This is a genomic window from Rhizobium sp. KNZ2-6A, from assembly GCF_056755475.1.
The window spans coordinates 122389-136654 of sequence record NZ_JBNDIC010000005.1 but is presented as its reverse complement, the minus strand read 5'-3'; the positions used below and the strand labels follow the sequence as shown (position 1 = coordinate 136654).

The window sequence follows — 14266 nt, the reverse complement described above, 5'->3', positions numbered from 1 at the left end:
CAGGCAATCACTTCACGACCAGCCGCCGGGGCACATTGGAGAGGCATTCGACGCCGGTCGCGGTGATGACGATGCTCTCGGTGATCTCCATGCCCATGTCCTCCAGCCAGAGGCCGGTCATGAAATGAAAGGTCATGCCGGGCAGGAGCTCGGTACGATCGCCGGGGCGCAGGCTCATGGTCCGCTCGCCCCAGTCAGGCGGATAGGAAAGGCCGATCGGATAGCCGGTACGGTTATCCTTGACGATCCCGTATTTCTTCAGGACCGCAAAGAAGGCATTGGCGATATCCTCGCAGGCGTTGCCGGGCTTGGCGGCGGCAAGGCCGGCCTCCATGCCCTCGAGCGTCGCCTTCTCGGCTTCGAGAAAAGCCTGTGTCGGCTTGCCGAGGAAGACGGTGCGCGACAGCGGGCAATGATAACGGCGATAGCAGCCGGCGATCTCGAAGAAGGTGCCCTCGCCGCTTTTCATCGGCTTATCGTCCCAGGTCAGATGCGGCGCGGAGGCATCGGCACCCGATGGCAACAAGGGCACGATGGCCGCATAATCGCCGCCGAAGCCATCGACGCCGCGAATACCGGCATCGTAGATCTCGGCGACGAGATCGGATTTGCGGATGCCCGGCTCGACTTTTTCGACGATCCGCTGGTGCATGGCTTCGACGATGCGGCCGGCCTTGCGCATATAATCAAGCTCGGTCGGGCTTTTGACGGCGCGCTGCCAGTTCACGAGCCCCTGGGCATCCCTGAAGCGGGCATTCGGCAAGTGCTTGACGAGCGAGGCGAAGGCTGCGGCGGTGAACCAGTAATTGTCCATCTCGACGGCGATCGAGGCCTTGGCCCAGCCGCGTTCCTCGATGATCTTCGAGAGCAGATCCATCGGGTGGCGCTCGTTGGACTGCACATAGTGATCGGGATAGCCGATGATGTTGTCGTGGGAGAGATAGGCCGTGCGCTTCGCGCCATTGGCATCCTGGCCACGCCCGTACCAGATCGGCTCGCCGGAGCCAGGGACCAGCACGCATTGATGCACATAGAAAGACCAGCCGTCATAACCGGTCAGCCAGTGCATATTGGACGGATCGGTGACGATGACGAGATCGACACCGGCTCTTTCCATGGCGCGGCGCGTCTTGGCGAGCCGCTCGGCATATTCGGCGCGGGTGAAGTTGAGGGTCGGTTCGCTCACGCTGGGTCTCCTGATGCTTTTGTCGTTTCGATCGCCTGTCCCACGCCCGCCGAAACGGCGCGGCGATGGGCAAGCGTGGCAATGGCGGTATCCTGCACGCCCGTCCCGGTCAGATCGCAAAGCGTGATTGCCTCGCGCGACCGGCGACTTTCCACCTGGCCCGAGATGATGGCGCCGAGTTCGGGGAAGTCGGTAGCGTCCCTCACAAGTCCCGCCGCGATCGCATGATGGAGCTCGCCCAGCCGCCGCGTCTGCTTCAGGCTATCGGCGACATAGAGCGAGGCCTTCGGAATAGCGGCCGGATCGATCTCGTTCTTGTGCTCGGCGTCGGAGCCCATGGCGGTGACGTGCTGGCCGGGCTGCAGCCAGGCGGCGTCGAGGATCGGCTTGTCCGAAGGCGTCGTCGTCACGATGATGTCGGCGCCGCTGCAGGCCTGCTCGGGATCCGCTTCCACTGATACGGGAAAGCCGAGCTCTGCCGTCATCTCTCTCGCGAGCTTCTCGGCCTTTGCCAGATCTCTTGCCCAGATCCGGGCAGCCTCGATCGGCCGGACGAGCGTGAGCGCACGCAATTGCAGGCGGGCCTGCATGCCCGCGCCGAGAATTGCGGCGATCCGGGCGTCCGGGCGGGCAAGGTGTCGCGCGGCGACGGCACCTGCCGCGGCGGTGCGCACATCCGTCAGATAGCCATTGTCCAGCAGAAGCGCCTCGACTAGGCCGGTGCGCGCGGACAGAAGCATCATCAATCCGTTGGTGCTCGGTAGCCCAAGCGAGGGATTGTTGAAAAAACCGGGGCTGACCTTGATCGCGAAACTGTCGAGATCAGGCACATAAGCCGTCTTCACATCAACCTCGCCGCGATGGGCGGGAATATCCAGCCGCAGGATCGGCGGCATTTCCACGGCCTTTGTCGCGAGCGCCGCAAAGGCCTGCTCGACGCAATCAACGGCATCATTGTCGAGCTGGACGATCTTGCGAAGGTCGGTTTCCGTCAGGATCAGCACACGGGTCATGGCGCCACCACCTTGAGATCATCGATGATCGCCTTATGGACCGCCGGATCGATATTGCCCCCGGAAACGACAATCGCGGTCGGGCCATCGGGCCTGATCTTACCGGCAAGCAAGGCTGCGATGCCGACTGCACCCGCCCCTTCGACGGTCTCGCCCTCGATCCCGGCCGCATGGCGAATGCCTGCGGCAATCTCGTCTTCACTGAGCAGGATCACATTGTCGAGAAGCGCGCGGCACATGGGGAAGGTCAGGCGATTGTCGAGCCCTATGCCGCCGCCCAGCGAATCCGCCAGGGTCTCGACCTCCTGCACATCGATCGGCCGCCCTGCCGCAAGGCTCGCCGCCATCGCCGCACCGCGCTCCATCGACACGCCGACGATTTTGGCGGACGGCAGACGGCCCTTGATCGCGGCGGCGACACCCGAGGCCAGCCCGCCACCCGACAGCGGCACGAGAACGAGTGTCGCCTCCGGCAGATCGTCGGCGATCTCGAGCCCGAGCGTGCCCTGGCCGGCAATGACGGCAGCATCGTCGAAGGGAGGAATGAAATACATGCCCTCTTCACGGACCAGGCGCTCGACCTCCCGCATGGCATCATCCTGCGAATGTCCGACGATGCGAACATCTGCTCCAAGGCTTCGGATCGCCTCGACCTTGTTGGCCGGAACAAGTGCCGACAGGCAGATGGTCGCGCGTGCGCCCATCTGCCTGTCGGCATGGGCGACGGCCCGGCCGTGATTGCCGGTCGATGCCGTCACCAGTCCGCGCGAACGAGCCTTCTCGTCCAGGCACAGAAGTGCGTTGGTGGCACCACGCAGCTTGAAACTGCCGGTCTGCTGACGGTTTTCCAGCTTGAGATGGATCGGCACGCCTAGGCGCTGAGACAATGCATGTGAAGGCCGCAGCGGCGTGCGCTGCACATATCCAGCAATGCGCCGCTGCGCTGCCTCGATATCCTGCAGCGTCACCATCATCGTCATGGCGCGCACCGGTGCCTTGCTATCGATCTGAGCGATACCATCACGATTTTCATTCCTCTCTCGCGCTGGATGTTCATGACATCAGCGTGAAAGAGGCAATGGATCATGTCAATCTGTATATTGTTTCATTACAATTATAAGTGTTCTTTTCGAAGCTGTCGGTGCGTTGCGGCAGCCCATGCCGACGATGACGATTGCTGAACACCATCGACCTGATGAGACATTCACGACCCGGCTCGCAGCCGCCCCGCAGACGCAAGCGGGACCCCGCGTGAGTGAGATATCAACTGACAATCTGGTTGGGGTGAATGCGCTCGACTGCAACAGCAAATGTCTGCGCGGCTTTTGGTTCTATGGTGCGTCGTGCCGGTCAATATGCGACGCGATCACGGGCAATGGTGAAGCTGCGGGTTCGCATCTTCACCATTGCCCACGCCATTTTCAGCGTGATACTGTCTCGATCGGCGAGCGGCCGACTTGCAAGCATGAAGCTCTGCCGCCCGCCCGCTTATTTGTGAACGATGAATCTCGCTCTGCAGAGCGCTCCGATGGAGAGCGCAGGCTTAGTTGTTCAAAGCACCACCGATGATGGCACCGAGCGCAAAGGCGGCTGCGGGATACCAGAGGCCGTCGTTATGACGACGATAGCCGGGACGGCGATCGCGATAGCCCCGATAGCCGTGATAATAGCCTGCGCGGTCCCTGCCGCGATATGGCCCCCATCCCGGACGTCCATGATCCCGCCGCGGCATCTCGCGATGGACGTCACCGCGGCGATCTCGATGATGACGGGGCCATTCCTGTGCGTCGGCCAAAGGCGCTGCAAGCGTTACCGTGGCCATGGCGATAATAAAGATCTTCTTCATTGGGCTTCCTTCTCAATCGTCAGGGGACCTTAGTAATTGCACGGTGAATAGAGCGTTAACACAACACCACCTTAAATAGCCGGTTGCGCGAGATATCAGCTTTCGAAGTCAACGCTTGTCGTCACCTCGGTCAGGGCTTCGAATTCGGCCTTCAGCGTCTCCAGCCGTGCCTTGGCGACCTTCAGCGCGGATGTCCCGAGGAGAAGTCGAAGCGGCGCTTGCTCGGCTTTGACCGCATTCAAGATCGCCTGCGCCGCCTTCTTCGGATCTCCCGGCTGCGAACCGGAAACCGCGCGCGTTGCGCTCCGCCTTTTTCCCGCCGTCCCGGCATAGTCATCGATGACAACCGGGGACTCGACCATGGAGCGTCCGGCCCAATCGGTGCGAAAGGCGCCGGGTTCCACGATCAGAACCTTGATGCCGAGCGACCCGACTTCATAAGACAGCGATTCCGAAAGCGCTTCGACGGCAAATTTCGTTGCGTGATAATATCCGGTCGCCGCGAACGCGACCAATCCCCCAAGCGAGGAAAGATTGACGATGCACCCGCTTCGCCTTGCGCGCATGCCCGGAAGCACAGCCTTGACGACATCAAGCAGACCGAAGACATTAGTCTCGAATTGGGCGCGTATCCCGGCATCTTCTCCCTCCTCGATCGCCGCGAGATAGCCGTAGCCCGCCGCATTGACGAGCACATCGATCCGACCGAAACGCCGCTCTGCCTCGCCGATCACCTGCTTGATGGCTGCGCGATCGGTCACGTCAAGCCTCGCGGCAACGACCTGATCCGGAAATTTTTCAATGAGTTCGCGGAGCGTTTCCGGGTTACGTGCGGTGGCAATGGCGATATCGCCTGCCTCCAGCACCGCCTCGGCAATCGCATATCCAAGTCCTGATGAAGCTCCCGTGATGAGCCATATCGATCGATGATCTCTCATTCTCTTATCCTTCCAAATGCTGCGGTCATGGTGATCTCGCTTGCGGAAGAGATACGCTTGGCAATGGCGTCGGCTTAGGCCGATCCTTTCGAAGTTTTGCACAATCCTACCATCCTGGCCTATCTTGATCTCGACAATGCGAGAAGACGGGAAGAGCGATGGAAACCACACGACAAAGCTTGATCGAACTGATGCGCTTTCATTGCACTGTGCCCAAGCAAAAAACGCCGGTTCCCGGTTTGACACTCTTTCGCAGCGATGCACCGACCGAACCAGTCCGCAGCCTTTACGATCCGCGTCTTTGCGTCGTCCTGCAGGGTCGAAAGGAGCTCGTTCTGAATCGGGAACACATTGAAATCGGCCCGAGTGATTATCTCGTCGTCGTCCTCGATCTTCCGGTGACGGCGCGTGTCGCCGAGGCTAGCCCTCAGCGCCCGCACTATGCGATAACGCTTGACCTCGATCCGGCAATCATTGCCGAGCTGGTGGCGGATAAGAGCGAACGAGGATCGGCGAACAAGACGAAGGGCGCCGCAATTGCCGGCCTCACCGCCGACATTTTGGAACCCCTTGAGCGACTGGTGCGGCTATTGGATCGGCCCAAGGACATCGAGATGCTTGCGCCGCTTATTCAACGCGAGCTTTTCTACAGGCTCATCCAGGGCGGCCTCGGCGACATGGTCGTCGAACGCGGATTAGGAAGTTCCCGCCTGTCACGCGTCGCCCGCACGACCGCCTGGATCAAAGCCAACTTCGATCAGCCGGTCGATGTCGCGACCTTGGCCGATATCGCCGGCATGAGCCAGACCTCCTATTATCGCGCCTTCAAGGCCGCCACCGCGATGAGCCCCTTGCAATTCCGGACACGGCTGCGCCTGCACGAAGCACGGCGACGGCTGCAGCTGGGTGTCGGCAAAATCGGATCCATCGCATTTGCGGTCGGTTACGAAAATCAGTCGCAGTTCAATCGCGAGTACCGGAAACTATTCGGGAGACGGCCCAGTGCAGACCTTTCTCGCTGAAGCACGGACCAGCCGTCCATTCGGGTAGGTTCACTAAATTCTCGTGGCCGCTATTGTTTCAGCTGTCGGCTCGGACGCCACCCCCGAGCCGATCACTACAGCGTCCGACGAGACTGCATGCCCTCGCAGTGTCGTCGGACACCCCAAGGGGAAATGAATGCCGGCGCCAAGGGCTGCAGCCCACCGCCGACATCGATGGCCTCGTGCGGGATCAGTCTTTACCGGAAACACCGGCTGCGAAAACGTCGATCCTCACGCGGCCCGCCCGGCATTGCGTCCGGAAAAAATGCAGCCTCCCAGGAACGTGCCCTCCAGCGCATTGTAGCCGTGGTATCCGCCGCCGCCGAAACCCGACGCTTCGCCGCAGGCGTATAGTCCTGGGATAAGCGCACCGTCATGCCCGAGCGCCTGGCTGTTCAGATCGGTTTCGAGCCCGCCCAGAGATTTACGGCTGAGGATGTTGAGACGCACGGCTATCAGCGGACCCGCCTTGGTATCCAATATCCGGTGCGGTGGCGCGGTGCGCATGAACCGATCGCCGAGATAAGCGCGTGCCTGTCTCAAGGCAACGATCTGGGCGTCCTTGGCGAACGGATTGTCCAATTCGCGGTCACGGGCTTCGATCTGGGTGCGCAGATGGGCAAGATCGACCGGATGATCCCCGATACGGTTCATGCCGGCGACCAGCTCTTCCAGCGTTTGGGCGACGATGAAATCCTCGCCCTTCTCCTTGAAGGCTTCCACCGGCGGAGGGGCCGAACGGCCGAGCCGGCTGCGCAGGAGCAGGCCGATGTCGCGGCCCGTAAGGTCGGGATTCTGTTCGGACCCCGAGAGCGCGAACTCTTTCTTGATGATCTTCTGCGTGGTTACGAACCAGCTGTAACTATGCCCGAGCTTGCAGATATGCCCCAGCGTCGCGAGGCTGTCGAAACCCGGCAGGCAGGGAGCAGGCATGCGATTGCCGTTGGCGTCGAACCAGAGCGACGACGGTCCGGGCAGGATGCGGATGCCATGGTTCGGCCAGATGGGATCCCAATTGCGGATGCCCTCGGTATAGTGCCACATCCTGTCGCCGTTGATGAGCCGTGCGCCCGCCGCTTCGGCATGGCCGATCATCAAGCCATCGACATGGTGAGGCACCCCGCTCAGCATCCGTTCCGGCGGTGGGCCGAGGCGTTCGACAGGCCAGGCGCGGCGAACCAGCTCCGGATTGCCGCCAATGCCGCCGCTCGCCACGATCACAGCGCCCTGAATGCGGAAATCCCCGACGACATCGCGGTTCGATTGCTGACCACGCCGAATATCGTCCTCGGCCAGGATCTCTCCTTCGACGCCGGTAATGCCGGTGCCGTCGCCGATCAGCCGCGTCACTCGCCGGCGGAACATCAGCTCGATCTTTCCCTCCTTCTCGGCTGCCAGCACCCGCCTCACGAATGGATCGATCACGCCCGGACCCGCACCCCATGTGACGTGAAAGCGCGGCACGGAGTTGCCGTGCCCATGAGCGAGGCTTCCGCCGCGCTCGGCCCAGCCGACGACAGGGAACCAGCGCATGCCGAGCCCGTGCAGCCAGCGACGCATCTCGCCGGCGGCAAAATCGAGATAGGCGTCCGCCCAGGCGCGCGGCCAGAAATCCTCGGCCCGGTCGAAGGCGGCCGAGCCCAGCCAATCCTGACGAGCAAGTTCGATGCTATCGCGAATTCGCATGCGCCGTTGTTCCGGCGTATCGATCATGAACAGCCCACCGAGAGACCAGAAAGCCTGGCCGCCGAGGCTTGCCCTGGGTTCCTGCTCGACGAGGATCACCCGCTTTCCGCGCTTAATCAGCTCCGAGGCAGCCACAAGACCAGACAGGCCTGCCCCAACGACGACGACATCCGCATAACTGCCCATTCGACCTCCCAGCGAATAGATATTTGCCGGGAATTCTAGCGACACTTACGTAAAAGTAAAATGGCGGCCATTTTTCTCGCCGTTCGTCGATCGAAGCCGATTTTCGCCGTCAGCTTCTCTGCAGCCTCCACGTCCGGATCTCGAACGGCATGATGTCGGCTGCTCCCTCGCGCTCGATCGGCTCTTCAAGGATATTCAGTGGTCCCGACGCTTTCCATCCCGACGTTAGGTTCAACGACAGGCGGCCACGTCGGCCGGCAGGCTCGTAGAGCCGCAGGACAAGGCCCTCGCCTTCCTCCGCCGGTTTCAATCCCGAGAAGGCGACGGGTATACCCTCGACGCCGAGGGGTGAGAGCGTGCCTTCCGAGAGGCCGCTTGCCTCCATGGTGACGAGCGGTTGGTTGAGATCGATCGCCTCCGACAGAACGCCGCCCTCATGCCAGGCGCCTTCATGCGGCATCACCGCATAGGTGAAACTCTGCTGGCCTTCGTCGGCAAGCGGATCGGGATAGATCGGCGACCGCACCAGGCTCATGCCGATGACATTGCCGCGGGCGCTGTGCCCGTATTTGGCGTTGTTGAGCAAGGCGACGCCAAAGCCTGGCTCGCTGAGATCGACGAAGCGATGGGCCGCCGCCTCGAACATCGCCTGCTCCCAGGGCGTGTTCGTATGCGTCTGCCGCTCGACGATGCCGAAAGCGCATTCGAAAGTCGCTGCGCGCGAACGCACGGCAACCGGGTTCAGGGTCCGGAGCAGGGTGCGGCGGTCATGCCAGTCGATCGTCGTCTCGATATCGAGCCTGCGGGCATTGGCTGTCAAAACATAAAGCTGGGTGACGGTCGAGTTGCGATATCGATGGACAACACGGATCGCGGCGCGATGTGGCCCTTCCTCGACCAGAGCGATGCTCTCGGGCTCATCAAGGCGGATGCCTTTCTCCGCATAGTCGGCGTCGACGTCCCACGCATCCCAGTTGCGCGGCTTGTCGGCGGGATAGACCCAGAGCTGGTTGGCAGCACCTTCGATTGCCTCCCGTCCCGTCGCTTTGTGAACAAGGCTCGACACAGACCCATCCTTGCCGATGACGACAGAGAGATGCTCGTTCTCGAGGCGATGGGCATCGGCTTTCAGCATGCTGGCAGGCTTAAGCGCCTTGCGGTCGAAGATCGCGACGGAAAGCGGTGCGACAAGATCGGCGGATGACAGAACCGTTCCGTCGGACAGCGCTGTCGTGAGCGGCCGCGGCGAAAGGGACGGGTTGACGACAATCAATGCGTCCGTGACGCCACCCGTTGGCAGGTGGGCCGATAGTGCCTTCAGCGCCTTGGCCTGCTCCGCCTTGGCATTGTCGATCACACCATCAAGTTCCCGTTCGGCATCGGCGTAGACCTCGCGAATGCTCGATCCTGGCAGAATGTCATGAAATTCGTTCTTCAGGACGGTGCGCCAATCCGCTTCGAGACTTTGAGGCTTGGCAGCGCCCAACATGTGGCCGAGCGAAGCCAGCGTCTCGGCCGTGATCAGCGCACGTTCGGCCTGGCGATGCTTGCGTTTGACACCGCTTTGCGTCGTCAGCGTCGCACGGTGCAGTTCGAGATAGATTTCTCCGTCCCAGACCGGCAGGTCCTTTTCCGCCGCCGTGCGATGCGCCTTTTCATAATAGCCCTTCACGGTGCCCCAGCGTGCCCTCGGGATTGCCGGGAAGTCGCGCAGCTGCACTTCGCGCTCGACCATTTCCGGTGTGACGCCGCCGCCGCCGTCGCCATAGCCGACGGCCAGCAGCGAGGTATCATGCTCTGTCTTGCCGCGGAAATTCTTCCATGTCGGCACGAAGCAATCCGGCTGCACAAAGCCGTTATAGCCTTGCATGGGATTGTCGAACGTATGGGTCAGCACCTTGCTGCCGTCGAGCCCCTTCCACCAGAAGAGGTCGGAGGGAATGTGATTGGTCTCGCTCCAGTTCACCTTGATCGTGAAGAAGCTGTCGATGCCCCCGAGTCGCAGGATCTGCGGCAGGGCACCCGAAAAGCCGAAGCAATCCGGCAGCCAGCAGACAGTATGGCGCAGGCCAAAATGCTTTTCGAAATAGCGCTGCCCGTAGAGCACCTGGCGGGCGAGGCTTTCACCCGTCGGCATATTGGTATCGGGCTCGACCCACATGCCGCCGACGGTCTCCCACTTGCCCTCGGCGACCTTCTTCTTGATCCGTTCGAGAAGCTTCGGATCATCCTCTTCCATCTGCGCGTAGTAATGGGCGGTCGATTGATTGAAGCGGAAATCGTCGGAGCGTTCCATCAATGACAGCGCCGTATTGAAAGTGCGGCGCATCTTCCGGCGCGTCTCGCCGTAGGGCCAAAGCCATGCGAGATCGATATGCGCATGGCCGGTCAGCAGCAGTTCGCCATTTTGCGGAAAGCGCTTCTGAAGCTCTTTCAATTGCTCAAGCAGCCGATCGTGAGCGGCTGAGGCAGAAGCGCTCTGCACCTCGCTGAGCCCAGCTGGATTGTCCTGGAGTTCCGGCAGTTCCCAGATCTTCTGCTGCATTTCCGCACCCGATATGCGCGCGATATAGGCAACCGTGTCGGAAGGCCAATCGAGGCTGCGCAGCGCCCGTTCCGCCGCATCGATCAAATGCGGTACGACGTCGTGACCATCGAGCACATCGGCGGCCTCGCCGATCTGCTGCAACAGGAGATGCAGCCGGTGGACCGGCTCGTCCAGCCAGATCAGCCGCGCCTTGTTCAGCTTCGGCGCCCTGTTCGGCTCGCCGAAAGGAAAGCGCGCGACGCTCTCGGTCGCGATCTGGAAGTCGCGCCCTTTGATCGGAAACTCCTGGTGATTGGGATCGAGCCCGAACGTCTCCGTTTCACCATTGGGATAACGCAATGTCAGCAGGCTCTCGCCGCCAAGATCGAGCTGCAGGCGCGTCCGCTCAAGCGGCCAATCATGCGGGGCGGTTACCGCTGCGGCGAAATGGACCGTTCCCTTGCGGTGCGGCCAATCCTGGCGATGCGCGATCGGCTCGCCGTCAAAAGTCCAGCCATCGATGTCGCGGCTCTGTCGGTCGCGCCAATAGGCGAGCTCGGCAATACGAACCTTCAGGCGATCGAGGCGTTGGGCAATGGTGAGAGACATGGCGGGTCCTATCGGGAAATGGGCAATTGATGGTGAGGAGAACATATCAGCGCGAATAGGTCGCAAGCCCCACGTCCCGTCTCCTCCAAGCGGGTCGCATAGCCAAATTTTAGATTGAGTAACTTTTGTACGACAAGTCGTTGTACTTGGTCATATCGTTCGATCATGCTCAAATTCCATCAGTGAATGTAGTGCGAGTAAATATCAGGGAAAGGTAGCGCCAAAAATTCTGAACTCGTGGACATTCGCTTCGCTCGGCGAGGACTCTTGCGCGATCGGCGCAGCGGCAATGCCCATGGCGGCAGCACTCATGCTTGCCTCGGCTGACCAGGTTTAACGCACGCGCTCACCACTCAGATTCATGGATCGCCTGAACAACTGACACGGCCGCGAAGGCTCGATCCCGATGGCATCGAGGTGGGCATCTTCGTGGTCGAATCGACGGGATCCGGGATCCATGGTCATTGCGCGTCTGGGCACGCAAACGATCACTTGCGTTTTCCGTAAACGGATCAGGGCCGCACCCGGCGATGTACTGCGGATTGCGCCGGCCCGTGACGCTGTCCATCTGTTTGACGAGGCCGGGCAGCGCATCACCACGGAAGAGACCAGTTAGATGGATTGGCGGAAATCGCTTACATCATTGCCCGTTATTGGCTTCCATTGCCCGGTATGCCGCGCTGAAACCGCCAAGGGAGATGGGTAGTTCCGCCATATTTCCCTGCATCATGCGGATTGAAACCTTTCCCGATTTTTCCTTCAGCAATGCATCGAGCATTCCAGGCGGACACAGGCCCTCCACGAGGCAGCCCTGGTTGGTGCAGCGCGACACCTTTGCCATCGTCGAATATTTGCCGCCAAAGCCGATCTTGACGCCGGCCTGAATGGAGAAGCCGAGCGGAAGGGCCATCTGCATGCCGACCTTGTTTTCGGCGGAGCGCGCCATGCTGATCACCATGAACACCTGCTTTTGATCCGGCGACGTCAACCGATACATGATTTGGCAGGAGGGTTTCAGCGCTTTGTCGGTGCTGCATTGTAGCGTCCACGCGTCAAACTTCTGTTCCGTGACTTGCGGTCCGACCGACGGGGTCGCTGGTGAGCCTGTCGACGGCGCGGAGGTAACGGGTGCCGGATTGCTCTTGTCAGGTTCGGCCGCTTTGGGGGGAGCCGATTGCGGTGTCACCGCATTGTCCCCGCCGAATGCCGAGGGCGCGACGGCCTGTAAAAGCAAAAATGCGATACAGCACATAGCTGACTGCCAGGATGGACGCATACACTCCTCCATAATTTAGTTTGCAATCCTATAATAAATGAACAATAATGTCGAATAAATCACGGAGAAATTGCAGTTTAGCAGAGTTAAATTATTATATTTATTCAAATTTATCGCGGAAATTCGAGAGAATTTGAATTTTATATTTTAATATACCTCCAAAGGAGTAATTCAGATGGCGCAAATGATCATTGCAAACCATGCTCTGGTCGTGTTGCTGGCACTGAGTGAGAGCGCTGTATTCGGTGAAAGCTACCTGCAGCAGGCACCTCCCCTGGAAACGAATCCCGCTTTCGTCGAGCAGCTGCCGGAGACTTCCGTCGTGCCCGCAGCGCGGCCGCCAGCCGACAACCGAAAGCTCTCGCATAGGCCAAGGCAGCAACCGCGAGCCCGGCCGCCAGCTCTCTTGGCAAACAGCCTCTTTCCGAGCGTAGGTGGCGGCGTCACGGAGCGATCCGCGCCTGGACCTGCGGACAATCGCCTGCCGACGGTGGGGCCGGGCACTGTGGGACATTGACGGCATTGCGATGGCCGGTCGGCGCAAAGGCGCCGGGCCAAAATCCTGAGGCTGCAGCCGGAACGATGCCGATGAAGGAATCCCCGGTGAATGGGGGAACTGAAAAGCGGCCATCCCGTTGAAATTTCGGGAGCGGCATGTCCAAGGCCAATGGCTCAACCTCGGCTCGCAGCCATGATCCAGGAGCAGCATCGAAATGGTAAATCCCAATAAAATCATTGCGGCCGCAGCCATCATGCTGATTGCAGGTGCGCTCGGTCCGGGGAATGCCTCTGCCAAGGACCAGCCCGTCATTCGGCGCCCCGGATTTTCAGAGACCCGTATTCCGCAGGTCAATGGGCGTGTTCCCATCAAGAAGAACGGTAACCTCGAAAAGGGAACGACCGCCAAGACCGCAGTCAAGCCAAGCCAAAGCGGAAACGCGCAGGGCGGAGCCGCCACCTGCGGACCCGATAACGCGCAATCCGAATTCTGCCGGAAAAAATGAGGCGGCGCGGCAGCAATCACGAATTCGTCGGCTTGCTCGTGATCGCGGGCGGACTTGATACCGCCTCGGCAGCCGGTTGCGCAGCGCTGACCGCGGCGGGATCGACAACTGGCGCGATCGGGCGACCATTCGCATCGAGCTTGTATGTCATCGCTCTTTGATGCTGCTCCAGATACCGCATGAATGCGGCGCCGGCGGCGGCATCCTCGAATTCCCAAAGCCCGTTCTTCACGCCTTCGAAGATCAGCGAACAGACTGCGAGCTGTATGCCTTCCTGGACCCCCAGGGTCGTCGGCGCATTTCGAGTTATGCCGCCTTCGATCTGCAGCAACTGATCGACGCCGACGAAGCGGAAGGCTGAGCCCTGCAACTGCACGGAATAGATGGTCTTGGTCGTGCTCACGGATGCAAGCACGCGACCCGTGCTGACACTCACCGCGCGTAGCGATACGGTCACGATATCCTTGCGATATTGCGTGTTTCCGCCGATCCCCAGGTAGTTGGCGCCGACGCCGCCGGTGGTTTCATTGGAATCATAGCCTATGACGCCGCCGTCGAGCAGCACGCCGGCAAAGCGAAGCGGCGGTATGCCACCCGCCTTTGCGCCATAAACGGCGGCCCGCGTGTTCTGGATGATCTGCCTCTCCTGCAGAAGCGACTGCAGGTCGGTGCGCTCGACGACGCTGAACCAATTGCCGTTTCCGGCCCTGGTCAGAACGTCCGTCAACAGTTGCGCGCCACCCTGCGTCAAGGCGCGGGAGTACTCGGCAAAGTTCTCATTGGGCTTGTTTTGCCCCGTGAGATCGGGAAACGAGTAAACGGCCACATCGAGCTTTTGCCTCGGCCGTGGCAGGCTTTCCAGCGCCACGCCGGTCTTCGTCGAAGGCATCAGCGTCGCTGGAGTACTCATCGGATCGAGACTGCTGCCCGCAGCAGCGCAACCGCCTAAACC

12 protein-coding genes and 1 pseudogene are annotated in these 14266 nt (G+C 60.8%); 4 read left to right on the top strand and 9 right to left on the bottom strand.

The window, feature by feature from the left end:
* Positions 1-7 precede the first annotated feature (7 nt).
* The 5 genes from doeA to ACPYOP_RS05805 form a co-directional block, all read right to left on the bottom strand.
* Positions 8-1186, bottom strand: a complete 1179-nt coding sequence (gene doeA / locus ACPYOP_RS05825) for an ectoine hydrolase DoeA (protein ID WP_481409445.1) — start codon at positions 1184-1186, stop codon at positions 8-10.
* Complete coding sequence (eutC, locus tag ACPYOP_RS05820) at positions 1183-2199, bottom strand: ectoine utilization protein EutC (protein ID WP_481409444.1); 1017 nt, start codon at positions 2197-2199, stop codon at positions 1183-1185. Before eutC ends, doeA begins: the two co-directional genes overlap by 4 nt.
* On the bottom strand, positions 2196-3179 hold the full coding sequence (gene eutB / locus ACPYOP_RS05815) for a hydroxyectoine utilization dehydratase EutB (RefSeq protein WP_481409505.1): 984 nt from the start codon (positions 3177-3179) through the stop codon (positions 2196-2198). Before eutB ends, eutC begins: the two co-directional genes overlap by 4 nt.
* Positions 3180-3742: 563 nt before the next feature.
* Complete coding sequence (locus ACPYOP_RS05810) at positions 3743-4045, bottom strand: hypothetical protein (RefSeq protein ID WP_481409443.1); 303 nt, start codon at positions 4043-4045, stop codon at positions 3743-3745.
* 95 nt (positions 4046-4140) lie between these two features.
* Positions 4141-4983 carry an oxidoreductase gene (locus tag ACPYOP_RS05805; protein WP_481409442.1) on the bottom strand — a complete coding sequence of 281 codons (843 nt, stop codon included), beginning with the start codon at positions 4981-4983 and terminating at the stop codon, positions 4141-4143.
* A 158-nt stretch (positions 4984-5141) separates the two neighbouring features.
* Here ACPYOP_RS05805 and ACPYOP_RS05800 point away from each other — a divergent pair, with 158 nt between their 5' ends.
* A complete protein-coding gene (locus tag ACPYOP_RS05800; RefSeq protein ID WP_481409441.1) occupies positions 5142-6005 on the top strand; it encodes an AraC family transcriptional regulator in 864 nt (287 codons plus the stop codon).
* A gap of 252 nt (positions 6006-6257) precedes the next feature.
* Here ACPYOP_RS05800 and ACPYOP_RS05795 read toward each other — a convergent pair whose 3' ends face one another.
* Together ACPYOP_RS05795 and ACPYOP_RS05790 are read right to left on the bottom strand one after the other, a co-directional pair.
* Entirely contained in the window at positions 6258-7898 is a 1641-nt protein-coding gene (locus ACPYOP_RS05795) for an FAD-binding dehydrogenase (protein WP_481409440.1), read from the bottom strand.
* A 109-nt stretch (positions 7899-8007) separates the two neighbouring features.
* The gene (locus ACPYOP_RS05790) at positions 8008-11034 is read right to left on the bottom strand and encodes an alpha-mannosidase (protein ID WP_481409439.1); all 3027 of its coding nucleotides are present in this window, start codon (positions 11032-11034) and stop codon (positions 8008-8010) included.
* A gap of 393 nt (positions 11035-11427) precedes the next feature.
* On the opposite strand from ACPYOP_RS05790, the pseudogene ACPYOP_RS05785 reads away from it, so the two are divergent.
* A pseudogene (locus ACPYOP_RS05785) lies at positions 11428-11650 on the top strand (sugar ABC transporter ATP-binding protein); the annotation flags it as partial.
* A gap of 24 nt (positions 11651-11674) precedes the next feature.
* On the opposite strand, the gene ACPYOP_RS05780 reads toward ACPYOP_RS05785, so the two are convergent.
* Positions 11675-12310 (bottom strand): invasion associated locus B family protein, encoded by a 636-nt coding sequence (locus ACPYOP_RS05780; protein ID WP_481409438.1) that lies wholly within the window; start codon positions 12308-12310, stop codon positions 11675-11677.
* Between the two features lie 175 nt (positions 12311-12485).
* Here ACPYOP_RS05780 and ACPYOP_RS05775 point away from each other — a divergent pair, with 175 nt between their 5' ends.
* Together ACPYOP_RS05775 and ACPYOP_RS05770 are read left to right on the top strand one after the other, a co-directional pair.
* Positions 12486-12827 (top strand): hypothetical protein, encoded by a 342-nt coding sequence (locus ACPYOP_RS05775; protein ID WP_481409437.1) that lies wholly within the window; start codon positions 12486-12488, stop codon positions 12825-12827.
* A 196-nt stretch (positions 12828-13023) separates the two neighbouring features.
* Complete coding sequence (locus tag ACPYOP_RS05770) at positions 13024-13314, top strand: hypothetical protein (RefSeq protein WP_481409436.1); 291 nt, start codon at positions 13024-13026, stop codon at positions 13312-13314.
* A gap of 16 nt (positions 13315-13330) precedes the next feature.
* Here ACPYOP_RS05770 and ACPYOP_RS05765 read toward each other — a convergent pair whose 3' ends face one another.
* Positions 13331-14224, bottom strand: coding sequence for a CsgG/HfaB family protein (locus ACPYOP_RS05765; protein ID WP_481409435.1), 894 nt, complete (start codon positions 14222-14224; stop codon positions 13331-13333).
* Positions 14225-14266 lie beyond the last annotated feature (42 nt).